We start from the raw sequence: 16,870 nt of genomic DNA on the forward strand, positions 1-16,870 counted from the left end.
AATTATTTTCCTGTTATTCAGGAACAAATCATCGGGTTAAGTTGCTACCCAGGTTTCTTCTGAATAGCAAGAATGAGGAAAATTCCTGCAAAAACCAGCAACTTGCAACCGCAAACTAAGCTGTTAAATTCACCTGCTTGCCGGTAGCCGCCGCTTTATAAATGGCCTCCACAATTCTTACATCGCGTAAACCTTCTTCGCCGGTCACCAGTAGGGGTTTGCCTTGCATAATAGCTTGAGCATCGTCGTCCATTTGCTTGGCTTGCTGCCAGGGAGCTTTATACGGATGGTTAATTTCTCCGAGTGGGCTGCTACCTTTCACGCCATCGTACGCCGAGAAAGGCGCCAATCTAATGTCTCCTTTTTCGCAGTTAATGTTCATGAAGTTTACATTCTCCCCAAAACTGCTTTTAATATCGGCCAAAATTCCACCCGGAAACTCTAAGGTAGCAACTGCGGTTTCGGCTAAACCATTCTTGTAAATTTCGGGGCGAGTGGTAGATGTTTTAGCCATTACTACGGCAATAGGTTCCATACCGGTACCTAAGCGGGCTCCTTGTATGGCGTATACGCCCATGTCGTGCATTACGCCACCGCCCATTTCTTTTTTCTGTTTCCAGTGAGTGGTGCGGTCATCGCGGTAACCGGCGGCGCATTTTAGGCTCTGAACTTTACCTAACAATTGTTGCTTTACAATGCGCCGGTACTCTTGCGTGTTCGGCTCGTGCTGCAAACGGTACCCAATAGCCAACGGTTGCTTATTTTTCCGGCAAGCATCTATCATGGCCTGGCACTCTTCAGAGGTTACTGCCATTGGTTTCTCGCACCACACCGCTTTCCCCGCATTAGCTGCCCGAACCACGTACTCCCGGTGCATAGAAGGGGGTAGCACCACGTACACCACATCTATATCCGGGTTATTGGCAATGGTATCAAAGTTTTGGTAGTTGTAAATATTTTTATCCGGAATGTTATACTTCTTTTTCCAGGTTTCGGCTTTATCCGGAGAGCCGGTTACAATACCGGCCAGGTAACAATTTTTGGTTTGCTGCAAAGCCGGAGCCAGTAAATCGGTGCTGTAATAGCCCAAACCCACTAAGGCTACCCCCAAGCGGGTTTTCTGCGGGCGGGTAGCGGCCAACAAGGTGTTGGGCGAGAATATAGCAGTTGCGCTGCTTAAAGCCAGAATCTTAATAGCGTCGCGGCGAGAAGTAAAGGTCATAGTTTCAATAGTTTAAGTTGTTACTAGCAAATAGCTCAAATTATTTTTTTCTTTTTAGTAATTCATCTGCTCCCCAAAGACTTATTCCTTCGGGCAAATTCAGTATTAGGTCTTTTTTCAAAAATACAAGATAATAATTTTACCCCATAGGCAACACCTTATCCTTTCTTAAAATAAGTAACTAAACAAATTTAATTTCTTATACAGGATGCGGAATTTGCAATATCTTACTAATAATAAAAGACTTAACTAAACAAAAGTCTAACAGCTAATATCTTGATACTTGTGTCTCTTTACTTAGTGCTTAAAAGTTAAGGAATGTAGCAAAGAAAAGAGCCGCTGGCTGAAAAATAACAGATGCCGTTTTAATTAAAATTAAATTATTCACCAATCCAGCGAAGCGAATAAAATATACCAATGATTTAGCTGGAAGAAGGTAAAATAGGGTGAGCAAGGAAAGATAAGGATTAATTCTGTACTTTCGGATTCTAAATAAAAGGCTTAATCTTTAAATTTCTTACATGAAAAAAGGGGTTTTATTATTTCTCACATTTCTGCTTTCCGGAAGTTTAGCGATAGCGCAGGTAAAAGATCCTGTGATAGAAAGCATTGTGAAAGAAGCAAACGAGAATTCACAATTAGAAAAACTGGCGCACGAACTTATGGATGTAATTGGGCCGAGGTTGGTAGGTACGCCGCAAATGAAACAAGCCGGCGATTGGGCAGTAGCCAAATACAAAGACTGGAACATTAGCGCTCGCACGGAAAATTGGGGCGAGTGGCGTGGTTGGGAACGGGGTATTTCGCACATTGATTTAGTTTATCCCCGCACCGAATCGCTGGAAGGAATGCAATTAGCCTGGAGCCCGGGCATGAAGAAAGCCGTAACTGCCGAGCTCATTATTATTCCGGATGTAACCGATTCGATGGAATTTAAGAAATGGATGCCAGCGGTAAAAGGTAAGTTTGTCCTGATTTCGATGAACCAGCCCACCGGCCGGCCCGATTATAACTGGCAGGAATTTGCTAAAAAAGAATCTTTCGAGAAAATGAAAGCCGACCGCACCGCGCAAACCGAAGCTTGGCGGAATCGCATTAGCAAAACCGGGCATACCCCGCGTACTTTATCCGTAGCCTTAGAGAAAGCTGGAGCAGCCGGCGTTGTTACCTGTAATTGGTCGAATGGTTTTGGCGTGAATAAAATATTTGCCGCCTACACTAAAAAAATACCTACGATTGATATTTCGCTGGAAGATTACGGCTTGCTTTACCGCCTCACCGAATCGGGCCATAAACCTAAAATACGGGTGCAAACCGAGTCGAAGGAAAAAGGGAGGGTGCCTGCTTTTAACACCATTGCCGAAATAAAAGGCTCTGAAAAACCAAACGAGTACGTTATTTTGTCGGCGCATTTTGATTCCTGGGATGGAGGCACCGGCGCAACGGATAATGGCACCGGCACCTTAACCATGATGGAAGCCATGCGCATTTTAAAGAAAGTTTATCCGAACCCGAAACGCACGATTTTAGTTGGTCACTGGGGCAGCGAAGAACAAGGTTTAAACGGTTCGCGGGCTTTTGTGGCCGATCACCTGGAAATTGTGCAGAACGTGCAGGCAGTATTTAACCAGGATAACGGCACTGGCCGGGTAGTAAACTTAGCGGGACAAGGATTTTTAAATTCGTACGAGTACCTGGGCCGTTGGTTAACCAAAGTGCCCGATGAAATTCGTTCGCAAATTCAAACCAGTTTCCCCGGGTCTCCGGGTACCGGTGGCTCTGATTTTGCTTCGTTTGTGGCGGCCGGAGCACCCGCGTTTTCCTTAAGTTCTTTAAACTGGTCGTACGGCACCTATACCTGGCACACCAACCGCGATACCTACGATAAAATTGTGTTTGATGATGTACGGAGTAATGCCATTTTAACCGCAATTCTAGCGTACATGGCCAGCGAAGACCCTGATAAAACTTCGCGCGATAAAAGCGTATTGCCGATTAACTCCCAAACCGGGCAGCCGGGCTCCTGGCCAGAACCGCGTCAGCCTACTCGCCGGGGTGGTTTAGATTAAGCTTTTTGCTAATACAAAAAAGAGTTCGTTATCTGTGTACTTTAAGCCAGTTACCGTCTCCATTCTATGGCCCTGATGTGGTGGAACCGTAACCAGTTTGCCTCCTGGCCTGCGGATTCACTTCCGTGTCTTTTCCGCTGGAGCAATAAGATGTTTTGAATGATGCTGGCAAGTAGATTAGCAGTTCATTTAAAATAATGCAAAATCTTCTAAATTAACTATCATAAGGGCTATGGCTTAAAGTAGTTAATTTAGAAGATTGGGTATTACCTACTGCTTCACTATTTTCGTTTGGGCAGCATTGGTAGGAGTAGTAATATTTAAGATATAAATACCGGCCGGTAGATGTTGTACATTTACTTTTAGCTCGTTGCCAGTTGAATTCTTTGATTCTGTTCGATGGTAAACTACTTTACCCAAAGCATCTGTTACCGTTATTGTTACTTTTTCCAAGGGCATCGCTCCAACTTGAACCGTTACTTCGGCATCTTTATCTGTAACCGGATTTGGATAAGCTAACAGCGTTGGAACAACCTGGTCGAAACGGAGGGCCTTAGGTCCGTAATACTTATTGGTTCCATTCCAATCGGTTTGCTTCAAGCGGTAGTAAATGGTTCCGGTTCCTAATGGGCGGTGCGTAAATGTATAGTCCTGCAAGGTAGTTGCATTCGGATTAAGAGATTTTACAAAACCTACTCCTTCAAAATGAATAGCATCCGATGATGCTTCTATACCAAACCCAGCATTATTTTTTTCCGTAGCCGTTTGCCAGGTTAATACCGCATTTTGGCCTTTTTTTACCACATTAAAATAAGTTAATTCTACCGGTAGTGGGTTATTCTCATCCGAAACAGTTAAGGTAGAAAAAGAAGTTACGGTAGCTGAAATTTGATGGTTACTGGCATCCTGGTTAACTTTGCTTACATCATAATACGTACTTAAATCGTCGCCTTGCGTTTTCCAGACCCGGGCGCTACTTAAATCTTTTCCGTTATCATCGTCGGCTACCCAGGCTAAAGTAACATTAACGGGGCCAGCAGGTTGGTTAGTGGGTAGCACCTCCCAGCGGCGGTTAATGCCTTCATGGCCATTTTCTGGTATCAAAATACTACTACCAGGACCCGCCACCCGGGTTACACTAGTACTACCCGTTTGTGCTCCGTTGCCTAGTGTAAATCCAATGCCGCCAAAATCAGAACCAGCATTATCTATTATTCGGTTAACACTTAAATTGCCCACTACGTATCTCCCTTCCGCTTCTCCGGTAATAGTGGCCGCAGTACCTAATATCAAGAAATTGCTTTCCGTAATAATATTATTAGCTACCATATTTACATTATTGCCCACGATAAAACTCTCTCCCAGCAATTTATCTCCCGTACCGGAAATAACTAAATTATAGTAATTGAAAGGTGGAATTGTTTGTTCGCCCCCATTAAACTCGATAGTTGTGGTAGTGGTGGTATAACTCACCCCAACAGCAACCGGGGAAAATACTTCCGAAATTTTTAAGGTAGCTGGTAAAGTTGGTAAAGTAATGGTGGAGTTATCTGCCCTAGTACTGGAAATAGTTAAGTTCGCGTAGTTTCCAGCGGAAACTGTTTGGGAGGCTGTACCATTGTACTCTACCGTTGAACCCGGATTTAAAGTAACTCTTAAAGAACTGGCAAAGGAAGTATTGGTGCCGCTCATTAAACCATTACTATTAGCCGTAGTTACCGTTCCGTTTATAGTTGCTTTTCCGGTACCAACAATATTTCGGGTTAGTGTTATAACCGCTCCTGGTTCAATAGTTAAATTAGCATTAGGTCCAAGATTAAAAGCAGTACCCGCTCCGGATATAGTTCCGGCTTTAGCTGCTCCGCCCGCACTACCGGTTAACTTTATAGTAGTTGCTGTCGCCGGATTAAAACTTAACGAACCTTTGGTTACTGTTATATTTCTGCCTATGGTTATAGTGCCGACCAGATTTAAGTTACAAACAGGGTTAGGAGATCCGGAAGGAGCCGATAAGATTAAGTCTTTTAATATTGTTAAGTTTCCGGTACCGGTTATGGTTTGATTAAAAGACGCAGCATTAAAACTAATAGTGCCATACGTGCGGTTTAGTAGATCCGGAACCGTATTTACGTCGTGGCGGTAAACGGTATTTACCTCAAATACAACTACGTTACTGGTACTGGTACCAAAAGGGGAACCACCCGTAACAGACTGATTATAGTAGACGGAGTTAGAAGAAAATTGAACCGAGTTGTTGTAAGTACTACCAAAAGGAGAACCCGAAAAGTTAGCTCCGGCATAAAAGGTGCTGCCCGATTGAAATACTAGTGTATTACCTCCGGTTGATATATTATTGGCATATAACCGATGCTCGGCTAATCCTACCCCCAGAAAAGTAATAGTACCCACCACGGTACCCGTTGCTCCCGGTAAAATATTAATAATGAGATCGGCTCCAGCGGTTGAATTAGTTACAACAAGTTTGGCTCCGGTAGCTATTATAAAATCTTGCGCGGTGCCTACTGCTACATCATTGTTAATATTTAAAGTTTTATCCGTAGCAACACTAAAAGTAACATTAACATCCTTTACAACATTCAGATAACCAATTGTTTCTTCAGAAGAAGCAAAATCCAGAACTGGATTTACAGAAACACTTTCAAATATAAGTAAATCATTAGTAGAAGGCGAAGTACGGGCTGGTGTCCAGCTGTTTGGGTTAGCCCAGCTAGCAGAAGTGTTATTCCAGGTATATGTGGTATTTGTTATGTTAAAAGGAGCACTTGCAGAGCCCGAGGTTGTAGTTACAGTTACTAAACCTGTAGCTGCCCCAACCGGAATAACGGCGGTTAATTGGGTATTATTCACAAACGTTTTAGTAGCTGTTACGCTGTTACTGTTACCGGATTTATCTGTAAATTTAACGGTAGCAGCAGAAGTAAAACTGGTACCATTAATAGTAATGGTGTTCCCAATTATAGCCGATGAAGCGCTACCGGGACCAATTATGGAAATAATAGAGGGCGGGGGAGTAAATGAGGCGGAACTGGTTCCCGTACCGCTCGGGGTAGTCACTGATATGATACCGGTACTAGCATTCGCTGGTACTAAAGCAGTAATTTTAGTGGCACTATTTACAGTAAAACTGGCTTCCGTTCCATTAAACTTAACGGATGTTGTTCCAGTAAAACTAGTGCCGGTAATTACCACAGAAGCGTCTGTTGGGCCAAATGTTGGCGTAAAACTGGTGATTTTGGGTAAAATATAAAACGTCTGGGCACTTATAATCGTGCCACCGGCATTACTTACACTTATGGGCCCGGAAGTAGCGCCCGGTGGTATAATAGCAGTAACCCTAGTATTACTAACTATAGAAAAGCTAGCCGCGGGGACTCCGTTAAAAGTAACACCAGTAGTATTAATTAAATTAGTACCATTAATAGTAGCAGTAGCTCCTTCAGCAGCCCCACCAACAGGAGAAAGCGAAGATATAGTAGCCGCTAAAATTACTGCTGTACCCGTTACATTAAGGATATACGTTTCCTCATCTGCATCATTATTTACAATAGTAATTACGGCATTCTTAATGCCTGGTACATTATTTTTCGGCGAAAAATCTAACGTAAAAGTAGTATTGGTACCCGGGGCTATTACTAAGGTCGTGGCGGTTTTGTTAAGGGTAAACTGGTCGGCATTGGCACCGGTTAAAGTAATATTCGAAATAGTTAAATTGCCTGTGCCGCTATTTTCGATGGTAAATGTTACCGTTGGGCCCGTAGTTTTAACATTTTGGTTGGCAAATGTATAATCGCTGCCGCTTAGTTTATTAGTAGTTCCCTGTTTTAAATTAATTTCCGGAGTATTAGTTTCTCCGTATGCTAATTCTGTTATCAGAAGTAAAGAAAATAGAAATACAACCTTTAGGCTGGATGGTACTTTACAGTTATAACTTGGGTAAATAATGTTCATCGCTAGGCTATTTAAATAATATTTCCTTACTATTTAAAAGTTACTGGCTGCATTTTGTCCATAGCTAGGTAAACAAAGCTTACTCTGTTCTTTTTATTTAATAAGGAAAGAAGAAAAGAATTTTGAAACAGGTACTGTTTAGGTTTTAGTAAATTTATTTCAACAATTATATAATCATAAAGCTACTATTCACTCAAAAAAGTAAAAGGTACGGTGTTTTAACCTAATCTGATTTATTCTTATTCCAATACCCTGCCTTGTTTATGAATTTTTATTCAATATTTTAAAATAAGTACAAGTTTTAAACATTAAATAGTTATAAAAATAAAAAGCTCTGTATTACACAGAGCTTTTTTAATTTTTTGCCATAGTAGTTTATTACCCGTAGGCGGGTTTATCAATATTGGGTTTATTGGTATTCCGGTTAGGATGGCTGCCAGGTGTTTGAGGAAGATCTGGTTCTCCGTTTTCGTCGGTATATTTTTCCCCTAGCTCATCCATTGCCTTAAGCGAGCTTTCGGCATCAATATCTTTCATTCCTCCTACTCCATCGCCAGTCGGATCGCCTATTGGTCTTTTAGATTGCTTACTGGTATTATTACTTTTGTACGGCATAACTACCTCCTTCTTTTATTTAAAATTTACTAAAAGTTTAATGGCGGCTCTTTGGTATACTAAGTTTTATGTAAAAGCAATAGAAAATCCTAACGGCTAACACCAATACAGCTTAAGTATTTTCTTACTGTATTATTTAGTGCCGGTAGTTTTTCTGAGGTAAACCCTGAAGCAGCCGCTAATTTATTTTTTATAAACGATCATCGTCGTCTTCATCGTCCTCATCCAGGTCCAGATCGTCGTCATCATCGAAGTCATCGTCCAGATCGGTATCAAAATCATCGTCTGGTATTTCGCTGATGTCTAAATCATCATCGTCGAAATCATCATCGGTGTCTACATCATCAAAATCATCATCGTCATCAGCCACGTCATCGTCATCGCCGAGAGCGTAAATGGTTTGACCACGGTTTAATTGGTCGCTGGTTTGTAAGCCATCGGTATGCGTATTCACATCTTCGGAATCTTCGTTTAAAGATAAAGCGGTACTTCCGTTAGGAGAATCAGTGCCGTAGCCATTGCGACCGTCCCGGTCGCCAAATCCGCCGCGAGCATGCTCATTTTTAGGTGGATCAGCTCCCGGTATAATATGCCCAGCGTTCATTTCGTCAAAATCGGTGTCGGTGTCTAAAACCCGAACTCTCCCGGAGCGGTTAGTTGTTTGGTCGCCCAAGGCCTTGTTTGTTACAGTTGCCATTTTAAAATAGGTTAAAGTTATACAATTACAAATCACTCCTGTACGGATGGAGTATTTTACTGCTTTTTAGGGTAATGGGTTTAAAAAATTAACCGGCTACTACTTCGCCGCCGTTTACGTGAATTATTTGGCCTGTAATATAAGAGCCATCTTCGGAGGCGAGGAATACGTACGCGGGTGCTACTTCTGAAGGCTGCCCGGCTCTACCTAAAGGAGTATCAGAACCAAAATCAGCTACTTTTTCGAGCGTGGCCGGAATAAGAGGTGTCCAGATAGGCCCCGGAGCCACGGCGTTTACGCGAATCCCTTTCTCCGCTAAATTTTGCGACAGCGAACGGGTAAAAGTAGTAATAGCGCCTTTGGTAGCGGAGTAATCCATTAAATGGCTGCTACCCCGGAAAGAAGTAACCGACGTGGTGTTAATAATACTATCGCCTTTTTGCAGGTGCGGTATGGCTGCCTGCGCAATATAGAAATAAGCAAAAATATTCGTCCGGAAAGTAGCTTCCAGTTGTTCCTGACTGATGCTTTCCAATTCTTTTTGCTCGTGTTGTTCTGCGGCATTATTTACCACAATATTTAGTTTACCACCAAATTCGTCAACGGCTTGCTGCACAGCATTTTTACAGAAACTTTCTTCGCGCAGGTCGCCTTTAATTAATAAGCATTTGCGGCTTTCGGCTTCAATTAACCGTTTGGTTTCGCGGGCATCTTCGTTTTCGTCGAGGTAAACAATGGCTATATCGGCACCTTCGCGGGCGAAATGGACGGCCACTGCCCGGCCAATACCACTATCCCCACCCGTAATAAAAGCAACCTTACCGGCTAATTTATCGCTACCTTTATAATTATCCCGAATTATCTCGGGCTTCGGCGTCATTTTATATTCATCACCGGGCTGGTCCGACTGGTGTTGGTCCGGCTGCGATGTTGGTTTGTTTTCCATAGTTTTATTGGTAAAAAAATCGAACGAGAGCCATTCTATACGCAACCCTTTTATCGCAGTTTTAAAAATTTTAACTTCGGCTTAATTATTTAAATTTATTCGCGTAATCGCAGAGGAAAGCACCTGTTCTTAGTTAATTAAACTTACTAAAACTTGCTATAGCCTTAATTTTTATAGTCCTTTTTATCTGCTTTATTTTTATTATTAACGTTAAATCAAATAGATAGCACAGTTAGGCAACGATTAAAATTTACTTTTTATAATGAAAGCTGTTATGTGGCAGGAAACTGATAATAGATTAAAAAAGACGTTCCGGTTTCCGGATTTTAAAACAGCCTTTGCTTTTATGACCGAAGTAGCCGCAGCGGCTGAAGAAATGGATCACCACCCGGAATGGCGAAACATGTACAACGTTGTTCATTTTGAACTATATACGTTTGATGCGGGCAACACAGTAACCAAACGCGATCATAAACTGGCTGAACGCATTGATGAAATAGCTGCTACTTATAATGCAAAGGAGTAGATGGTTTTAAGTTGTAGGTTGGCCAAGTAATTACCTGTGTCTCTAACTCTAGCTTGAATTAGTAAATAAAACTTGCTTAACTAAGTAGAAAATAAGATTGCCTATCCCTTGCCGGCAGATAATGTAATGTAATGTAATGACATTGTATAATTGAAATACTTCTTACCTGCTACTTATTACCTCAAAAACCTTTTACTTCCTTAAGTCAAATTATCTACCTTTGTAGCATGGCTACTCCCAACGAAACCAGATTGTACCTGGTGCCTACGCCTATCGGCAACCTCGAAGATATTACCCTGCGCGCTATCCGGATATTAAAGGAGGTAGATACCATTCTGGCCGAAGATACCCGTACTAGTGGCAAATTATTGCAGCACTTAGGTATTGAAAAACGGATGCACAGCCATCATTTGCATAACGAGCACAAAGCGGCCTCTCATTTGGTACAACGCTTACTCGACGGCGAAAAAATGGCCTTGATTTCGGATGCGGGCACGCCGGCTATCTCTGACCCGGGTTTTTTACTGGTGCGCGAATGCCTGAAAAGCGGTGTAGCGGTAGAATGCTTACCTGGCCCAACGGCTTTTGTGCCGGCCCTGGTAAAATCGGGTTTTAGCACCGATCGTTTTACCTTCGAAGGTTTTTTGCCTATTAAAAAAGGCCGGCAAACCCGATTGCAAAGTTTAAGTACCGAAGAGCGTACTATGATCTTTTACGAGTCGCCGCACCGTATTCTAAAAACGTTAGACCAGTTTAAAGAAACTTTCGGCGAAGAGCGAATGGTCTCGGTATCGCGGGAGCTTACTAAATTATTTGAAGAAACCATAACCGGTACCCTGGCCGAGGTAATTATTATTTTTCAGCAAAAAGCCATTAAAGGTGAATTTGTGCTAGTGCTGGAAGGGCTAAAGTAAATTTTGTTACGAAATAATCAGGAGTTATTTAAACCATTAATGCTGTTAAAGTTTTTAAAATAGCCCTTCTCGTTGAACAAAATACGCTATCCTGCCCATGAGATTTTGTTTCTTTATCTTGCTATTCCTGTATCCTGCTTTACTATTAAATGCCCAAAATAAAACTCCTATTCTGGAGCGAGCTAAAGCCCAAGCCTTGTATAAAGAAGCCAAAGCAGAATTTGTTCGCTTCGAAAAAGAACACGGAGCATTTATTCAAACTAAAAATGTCCGGATGCACTATCTAACCTGGGGCAGCCCATCCGGTACACCTTTCATCTGGTCGCATGGTAGTTTAACGAACGGTTACGAACTTTTTGATGTAGCACCTAGCCTGGTAAAAGCTGGCTATTACGTTATTGCCATTGATTATTATGGGCATGGTCAAACCACAATTCCTACGCATGAAGTATCCTTGTACCACATTGCCGACGACCTAAAAGAGTTAATGGATAAGCTAAAAATTAAAAAAGCAATTATTGGCGGGTGGTCCCGAGGTGGTTATATCAGCACGGCATTTTATGACGCTTATCCCGACAGAGTTTTGGGTTTAGTATTAGAAGATGGGGGATCGGTAAATATGAACACCTATTATCATCAAATGGACCCAGAGAAACTGGGCAGCACCTTGCAAAAAATTGAAAAAGATTGGCCTGCCGACACTTCCTATGCCAGCGAATTTGAAGCCTATTACGCTAATTATGATACTAGTACCAATGGCAATCAATTTAACTTATTAGCCTGGATTACGAAAAACAATAAAGGCCGGTGGGCCATAAGCCCGGGAGTTATAGATTTGTTTCATATGCGCTCTGCCAGGCAATGGTCCGATAATATTCTTCATTTTACCCGGGTTCCTCTTTTTGCGGAGTCCATGTCGATACTGGAACCTAAAATTGTATACCGCAATTTAAATGTGCCACTTTTGATTTTAGACCCGATTAGTAAAGATGATTTTATGCCATTTGAAGCAGAAAACAGCTCCCTTCAAAAGCAACATCCAAACTACATTACCCATAATATATATAAAGATACCGGCCATAATATCCATTATGAACGCCCCAAGCAGTTTATCCAGGATTTAACTGTATTTTTGGGCAAAGTAAAAACTCATAATCAACTAAAATAAGCTTTAGATAGAAATAGTAACAGCATAAAGTAACCTTAAACAATTGCTACAAAGTGTTTAATTAAAAATAAAGCTTATTACTTACATTTATTTTTGCTCTCTTTCATTTACTATTTTAAAATTTATTCATGATTTTATCGCGCTCTTTTATAAATAAGTGGCTTCTGATCACTTTATTTTTATTCGGCTTAGGCAAAGGTTTGGCCATAGCGCAAAATTTATCGCCGCAAGCCCGCATTAGTTTAATTACCTGTTCGCCCGGCGACGAATTGTACTCTATGTACGGGCATAGCGCTATTCGGGTAGCCGACCCCACTTACGGGATTGATTACGTATTTAATTATGGCACTTTTGATTTTAGCACGCCTAACTTTTACCCTAAATTTGTAATGGGTAAACTTAAGTACAAACTAGCAGTATCCAATTTATCCGATTTTCTGGCAGCTTACCAATATTATAATCGATCGGTATACGAGCAAGTACTAAACTTAACCCTACCTCAAAAAAATAATGTATTTCGGTTTTTACAAACCAACTATTTGCCCGAAAACCGCGAATATTATTATGATTTTTTCTTTGATAATTGCGCGACCCGCATCCGGGATGTATTTCAAAATACTTTGGGCGATAGCTTACGGTTTAATCCTGCATTAAATCATAAAAAGCTGAGCTTTCGGCAAATTGTGGGTATTTACCAGAACCCTTTTCCGTGGGCTGATTTTGGCGTAGACCTGGCCATGGGTGCAACTAGCGATCGGCAAGCAACTGCATCTGAATATATGTTTATTCCGGATTACCTGCAAGAAGGATTTTCAACAGCTACGTTACAAAACAGAAATGGCAAAGCACCATTTGCACAACCTGTTGCTACTCTTTTTAAAGCTGATTCACCGGTTTTGGTACTTGTGCCTCTCCGGCCAGGTATTATTTGTTGGGCTTTATTTATTTTAGGAGTAGTACTTACCTGGTGGCAATGGCGGCAGAAACGTCCCGATTACAGCTTTGATGTGGTACTTTTTAGCGTAGTTGGCTTACTAGGCTTTGTTTTATTATTTTTAACTACGAGCAGCGATTATAAAGCTTTTGGCAGAAACTTAAATTTACTTTGGGCTATTCCGCTGCATTTGCCAGTAGGTTTATTATTGCTCCGCAAAAAAACTTTGCCCTTTGTAAAAACCTATTTTTTAATTACGGCTATTGTAACAGGGCTTTTACTTATTCTGTGGCAGTGGATTCCGCAGGAATACCATCCGGCTTTTTTTCCTGTGTTACTATTGTTAGGATTGCGGGCAGGATATATTTATTTCACCCAAAAACATTTTATTCAAAAAAGAACTCAACAAAGAGTAAGCTATTAAATAAAATGACATGGTATCAAGGTATCAGACTTGGTTTTAAAATAAATCAAACTAACAATTTCAATAATTTCCGCATCAAAGTTGTTGGGTAATTTCCTCGGTTAATTAGTAAAATTTAAAAAATCTATAGCCATTTTTTCATTAGTATTTATAACCTTTGCGGCACATAAAAGTAAGTTGCTTAATTGCCTGATGTATTTTTAACAAATTTTTATTATGCTGCTCTCTGAACTTTGCCAACAAGTAATTGCGGTTACTAAAACTACCGGTACCTTTATTCGCACCGAAGCTCAATCGTTCGATCGTAACCGGATTGAGCATAAAGGCTTAAACGATTTAGTATCGTACGTAGATAAACAAGCCGAAGAACAACTGGTAAAAGGCTTGCAGCGATTATTACCCGAAGCCGGATTTATAACCGAAGAAGGTACCATAACCGAAAGAGAAGCCGAGTACAACTGGATAATCGACCCGCTGGACGGCACTACTAATTTTATTCACGGCTTACCGCTTTTTTCTATTAGCGTTGCTTTAATGCAGCATTCCGAAATTGTGCTGGGAGTAGTGTACGAAATAAACCGCGATGAGTGTTTTTATGCGTCTAAAGGCAATGGTGCTTTTTGTAACGATCAGCCCATCCGGGTATCGGGGGCGGAAAAACTTGCCGATTCTCTCATTGTAACAGGTTACCCATATACCGATTTTGGAAAGACTGATATTTACCTGCAAATTCTGAAAAGCTACATGCAGAAATCGCACGGCGTACGGCGTTTAGGCTCGGCCGCAGTTGATCTGGCCTACGTGGCAAAAGGTATTTTCGAGGGCTTTTTTGAATTTAACCTGAATTCTTACGATGTAGCGGCCGGAGTTATTTTAGTAAGAGAAGCCGGTGGGCACGTAACCATGTTCACGGATAATAACGGCGACCCGGTATTCGACCGCGAAATTGTAGCCAGCAATGGACAAATCCACACCGAAATGCTGCAAGTAATTGGCGAGTACTGGCAAGGGTAAAACTACGTTGTAGTACTAATAAATACCACTTGCCAAGCTAGCTAAACTTTTTTAGCCAGGTAAAGGTTATAGAATAAGTAATGCTCCCTAAATAATGGTACAGGAAATTATTATTTTTATCATTTTTGCTTTAGCAGCCGCTTATGTTATTCGGTTACTTATTGCCAACTTCCGGCCAAAACAAGGCGGGGGTTGCGCTAAAGGCTGCGGTGGTGCCTGTTCTACTATTGATTTTAATAAAATTAAAAACGATTTGGAAGCTAAATCCACTTTGCTGCGGTAACGCTAAAATTATTCCGTTCATCTGCTACCGTTCCCTGCTTCAAAAATTTTAGATTTACTACCTGGTGGGGTTTATTCCTGAATAGTTTGATCCCGTACAATAAACCATTGGTTATTAAACTTACGGAATTTTAAAGTAAATTTTCCGTGTGGATGATCGCCAGCCCGCGTTAAAGCCCAATTGCCTAAAACCGTAGCTGAATCTTTGGCGATGGCACTAACCTGTAATTTAGTAAATTGTAAGGTCCCCATTTTCGCCCGCGAACCATACGTTTTTTTGTACCGTTCCAGGGTTGGTCGCCAGCCTTTAGTTACAGTAGTTCCCGATACAAAAACCAAGTCCGGTGAATTCCAGTACGTGCGCATAAAGCTATCAATATCGCCTTGGTTCCAGGCCTGAACTTGTTGGTTTAATACCTGTAGAATGGCTGTAGTATCAGGGCCTACTTTTTGCGCGAGCGCATTACGTAAGGGTAGTAGAAAAAGTAAAAAGAAGAGTAGCTTGTTTTTCATAGTTGGCGAAATTAGAAAAAGTAGGGCTAATTATCTTCTCTAGTTAAGGTAAGTACTACGTATAACAAAAAGTTAATGGCTCGTACGTGATAAATGCGATAGCTGGCAGTTAAACCAGATGGATGCATTAATTTATACCGCCAATATCGAAAAAAACCACTAGCGCAGTAGAACAAATTTTAGTTTTTGCGTATAGTCTCTATACTATATTTTTTATCTGACCTATAAAATCGAAAAATCTATAAAGCTATGCAAGATAAAGAGGAGTTAACAACAATGATTAAAGTGGAAAACCGCCTGAACAGCGATGGTTTCACAGAAGACTTCCGCGTTTCAGAAGGACGGCTTTGTTCTCTGAACAGCGATAAATCCTACGGCGTAGAAGACGTCCGGATTGTAAATTTTTACCGTTTCGAAGGAGAAACCGACCCGGATGATATGTCTATCTTATACGCCATTGAATGCAACGATGGCACGAAAGGCACTATTAGCAACTCATATGGGCCAAAAGCTGATACCGAAGTAGACCAGTTTCTGGTAGAAGTAGAAAATTTAGGAAAAAACCTGGAAAAACGAACCTAGGCTATTTTCTTTAACTATACAGCAAAAAGCGGTAGAATTCTTATTCTTCCGCTTCTTTTTTGCCATTTTGCGAAGGTATTTTTCTGTTACTTTCCCGGGTTTCTTCTAAAGTTTCTCTTAATTGCTGGTTCAGGGATTCACCACCTTTAATGGCAAAATCCAGGGTACGGATTGGGAATGGAATCTGAATATGGTTGTCGTCGAAAGCTTTTTTAATTTTTATTATTGCCGCACTTCTGGCGTACACAAAGTCGGTTTGCCGTTTGTATTGAATCCAAAACCGGACTAAAAAATTAACCGAGCTTTCCCCAAATTCTTCGTACACCATTTCCACCTCCCGGTTTTCAATCATACCTTTAATACCGGTAACCGATGCTTTTACAATGTCTTGTACCCGTTCCAGGTCTTCGGCATACGATACGCCCATTTTTATATCAATTCGCCGCAGACCATAATGTGTGTAGATAATCATGGCATTTTCGAACACTTTGCGGTTGGGTACTTTTACTAATTCGCCGGTAACACGGCGCAAATCAATAGTACGCATGTTAATGCGCTCAATAGTGCCAAAATATTCGTTGGTTTCGATTACGTCGCCTACCCCAAAAGGCTTGCGCACCGCTATTATCACCCCCGAAATAAAATTGGCAGCAATATCCTGAAAAGCAAAACCCAGGGCCAAACCAATAATACCTACCCCGGCCAGCATGGTAGTAACCGTTTTATCGAGTTTTAATATAGTAAGCACAAAGAAGACACCCAGTAGGAGAGTACTCGTTTGCACCATAGTGGCAAATAAATTATTAAGGGCGGCACTATGAGATACCCGGGGCAATAATTTGTCGGAAAACCGGCGCATTTGCCGGGCTACGTAAAAAGTAACTACCAGTAAAACTAAAGCGATAAACAGATTAGGCAACATTAATACGAGTTGCTTCATCCATATCTCTAATTTTTTAACTAATAAACTTAAGGCTTCTTCCAACTCGGTCATT

Annotated in this window: 15 protein-coding genes; 8 read left to right on the top strand and 7 right to left on the bottom strand. The window is 41.3% G+C overall.

All coding sequences use genetic code 11. From position 1 onward, the window contains the following. Nucleotides 1-115 precede the first annotated feature (115 nt). Nucleotides 116-1,222, bottom strand: a complete 1,107-nt coding sequence (locus HUW48_RS24175; RefSeq protein WP_182413372.1) for a Gfo/Idh/MocA family protein — start codon at nt 1,220-1,222, stop codon at nt 116-118. Between the two features lie 521 nt (nt 1,223-1,743). On the opposite strand from HUW48_RS24175, the gene HUW48_RS24180 reads away from it, so the two are divergent. Next, nucleotides 1,744-3,291, top strand: a complete 1,548-nt coding sequence (locus HUW48_RS24180; protein ID WP_182413373.1) for a M20/M25/M40 family metallo-hydrolase — start codon at nt 1,744-1,746, stop codon at nt 3,289-3,291. A gap of 270 nt (nt 3,292-3,561) precedes the next feature. Here HUW48_RS24180 and HUW48_RS24185 read toward each other — a convergent pair whose 3' ends face one another. From HUW48_RS24185 to HUW48_RS24200, 4 genes are all read right to left on the bottom strand, one after another. After that, the gene (locus tag HUW48_RS24185) at nt 3,562-7,260 is read right to left on the bottom strand and encodes a choice-of-anchor D domain-containing protein (RefSeq protein ID WP_182413374.1); all 3,699 of its coding nucleotides are present in this window, start codon (nt 7,258-7,260) and stop codon (nt 3,562-3,564) included. A gap of 378 nt (nt 7,261-7,638) precedes the next feature. Then, a complete protein-coding gene (locus tag HUW48_RS24190; RefSeq protein WP_182413375.1) occupies nt 7,639-7,875 on the bottom strand; it encodes a hypothetical protein in 237 nt (78 codons plus the stop codon). Nucleotides 7,876-8,065: 190 nt separating this feature from the next. Beyond that, nucleotides 8,066-8,572: a hypothetical protein gene (locus tag HUW48_RS24195; protein WP_182413376.1), complete on the bottom strand. Its 507-nt coding sequence runs from the start codon at nt 8,570-8,572 to the stop codon at nt 8,066-8,068. A gap of 88 nt (nt 8,573-8,660) precedes the next feature. After that, entirely contained in the window at nt 8,661-9,518 is an 858-nt protein-coding gene (locus HUW48_RS24200; protein WP_182413377.1) for an SDR family oxidoreductase, read from the bottom strand. A gap of 262 nt (nt 9,519-9,780) precedes the next feature. Between HUW48_RS24200 and HUW48_RS24205 the strand changes: the two genes are divergently transcribed. The 6 genes from HUW48_RS24205 (at nt 9,781) to HUW48_RS24230 (ending at nt 14,781) form a co-directional block, all read left to right on the top strand. Then, entirely contained in the window at nt 9,781-10,044 is a 264-nt protein-coding gene (locus HUW48_RS24205; RefSeq protein ID WP_394368436.1) for a 4a-hydroxytetrahydrobiopterin dehydratase, read from the top strand. A gap of 227 nt (nt 10,045-10,271) precedes the next feature. Next, entirely contained in the window at nt 10,272-10,958 is a 687-nt protein-coding gene (rsmI, locus tag HUW48_RS24210; protein WP_182413378.1) for a 16S rRNA (cytidine(1402)-2'-O)-methyltransferase, read from the top strand. Nucleotides 10,959-11,055: 97 nt separating this feature from the next. Continuing rightward, nucleotides 11,056-12,126 carry an alpha/beta fold hydrolase gene (locus HUW48_RS24215; protein WP_182413379.1) on the top strand — a complete coding sequence of 357 codons (1,071 nt, stop codon included), beginning with the start codon at nt 11,056-11,058 and terminating at the stop codon, nt 12,124-12,126. Nucleotides 12,127-12,254: 128 nt separating this feature from the next. Then, nucleotides 12,255-13,484 (top strand): Lnb N-terminal periplasmic domain-containing protein, encoded by a 1,230-nt coding sequence (locus HUW48_RS24220; RefSeq protein WP_182413380.1) that lies wholly within the window; start codon nt 12,255-12,257, stop codon nt 13,482-13,484. Nucleotides 13,485-13,700: 216 nt separating this feature from the next. After that, nucleotides 13,701-14,498 carry an inositol monophosphatase family protein gene (locus HUW48_RS24225; protein WP_182413381.1) on the top strand — a complete coding sequence of 266 codons (798 nt, stop codon included), beginning with the start codon at nt 13,701-13,703 and terminating at the stop codon, nt 14,496-14,498. A gap of 94 nt (nt 14,499-14,592) precedes the next feature. Next, nucleotides 14,593-14,781 (top strand): FeoB-associated Cys-rich membrane protein, encoded by a 189-nt coding sequence (locus HUW48_RS24230; protein ID WP_182413382.1) that lies wholly within the window; start codon nt 14,593-14,595, stop codon nt 14,779-14,781. Between the two features lie 71 nt (nt 14,782-14,852). On the opposite strand, the gene HUW48_RS24235 is transcribed toward HUW48_RS24230, so the two are convergent. Further along, nucleotides 14,853-15,293, bottom strand: coding sequence for a YybH family protein (locus HUW48_RS24235; protein WP_182413383.1), 441 nt, complete (start codon nt 15,291-15,293; stop codon nt 14,853-14,855). Nucleotides 15,294-15,542: 249 nt separating this feature from the next. Here HUW48_RS24235 and HUW48_RS24240 point away from each other — a divergent pair, with 249 nt between their 5' ends. Then, a complete protein-coding gene (locus tag HUW48_RS24240) occupies nt 15,543-15,875 on the top strand; it encodes a hypothetical protein (protein ID WP_182413384.1) in 333 nt (110 codons plus the stop codon). Nucleotides 15,876-15,915: 40 nt separating this feature from the next. Here HUW48_RS24240 and HUW48_RS24245 read toward each other — a convergent pair whose 3' ends face one another. After that, nucleotides 15,916-16,869: a mechanosensitive ion channel family protein gene (locus HUW48_RS24245; RefSeq protein WP_182413385.1), complete on the bottom strand. Its 954-nt coding sequence runs from the start codon at nt 16,867-16,869 to the stop codon at nt 15,916-15,918. Nucleotide 16,870: the final 1 nt, after the last annotated feature.

The sequence above is a fragment of the Adhaeribacter radiodurans genome (assembly GCF_014075995.1).
GTDB classification, from domain to species: domain Bacteria; phylum Bacteroidota; class Bacteroidia; order Cytophagales; family Hymenobacteraceae; genus Adhaeribacter; species Adhaeribacter radiodurans.

Coding starts and splice junctions, on each gene's coding strand:
- HUW48_RS24180 (WP_182413373.1), top strand. CDS start 1,744: ATGAAAAAAGGGGTTTTATTATTTCTCACATTTCTGCTTTCCGGAAGT.
- HUW48_RS24225 (WP_182413381.1), top strand. CDS start 13,701: ATGCTGCTCTCTGAACTTTGCCAACAAGTAATTGCGGTTACTAAAACT.
- HUW48_RS24230 (WP_182413382.1), top strand. CDS start 14,593: ATGGTACAGGAAATTATTATTTTTATCATTTTTGCTTTAGCAGCCGCT.
- HUW48_RS24175 (WP_182413372.1), bottom strand. CDS start 1,222: ATGACCTTTACTTCTCGCCGCGACGCTATTAAGATTCTGGCTTTAAGC.
- HUW48_RS24190 (WP_182413375.1), bottom strand. CDS start 7,875: ATGCCGTACAAAAGTAATAATACCAGTAAGCAATCTAAAAGACCAATA.
- HUW48_RS24245 (WP_182413385.1), bottom strand. CDS start 16,869: ATGACCGAGTTGGAAGAAGCCTTAAGTTTATTAGTTAAAAAATTAGAG.
- HUW48_RS24235 (WP_182413383.1), bottom strand. CDS start 15,293: ATGAAAAACAAGCTACTCTTCTTTTTACTTTTTCTACTACCCTTACGT.
- HUW48_RS24200 (WP_182413377.1), bottom strand. CDS start 9,518: ATGGAAAACAAACCAACATCGCAGCCGGACCAACACCAGTCGGACCAG.
- rsmI (WP_182413378.1), top strand. CDS start 10,272: ATGGCTACTCCCAACGAAACCAGATTGTACCTGGTGCCTACGCCTATC.
- HUW48_RS24195 (WP_182413376.1), bottom strand. CDS start 8,572: ATGGCAACTGTAACAAACAAGGCCTTGGGCGACCAAACAACTAACCGC.
- HUW48_RS24220 (WP_182413380.1), top strand. CDS start 12,255: ATGATTTTATCGCGCTCTTTTATAAATAAGTGGCTTCTGATCACTTTA.
- HUW48_RS24205 (WP_394368436.1), top strand. CDS start 9,781: ATGAAAGCTGTTATGTGGCAGGAAACTGATAATAGATTAAAAAAGACG.
- HUW48_RS24215 (WP_182413379.1), top strand. CDS start 11,056: ATGAGATTTTGTTTCTTTATCTTGCTATTCCTGTATCCTGCTTTACTA.
- HUW48_RS24185 (WP_182413374.1), bottom strand. CDS start 7,260: ATGAACATTATTTACCCAAGTTATAACTGTAAAGTACCATCCAGCCTA.
- HUW48_RS24240 (WP_182413384.1), top strand. CDS start 15,543: ATGCAAGATAAAGAGGAGTTAACAACAATGATTAAAGTGGAAAACCGC.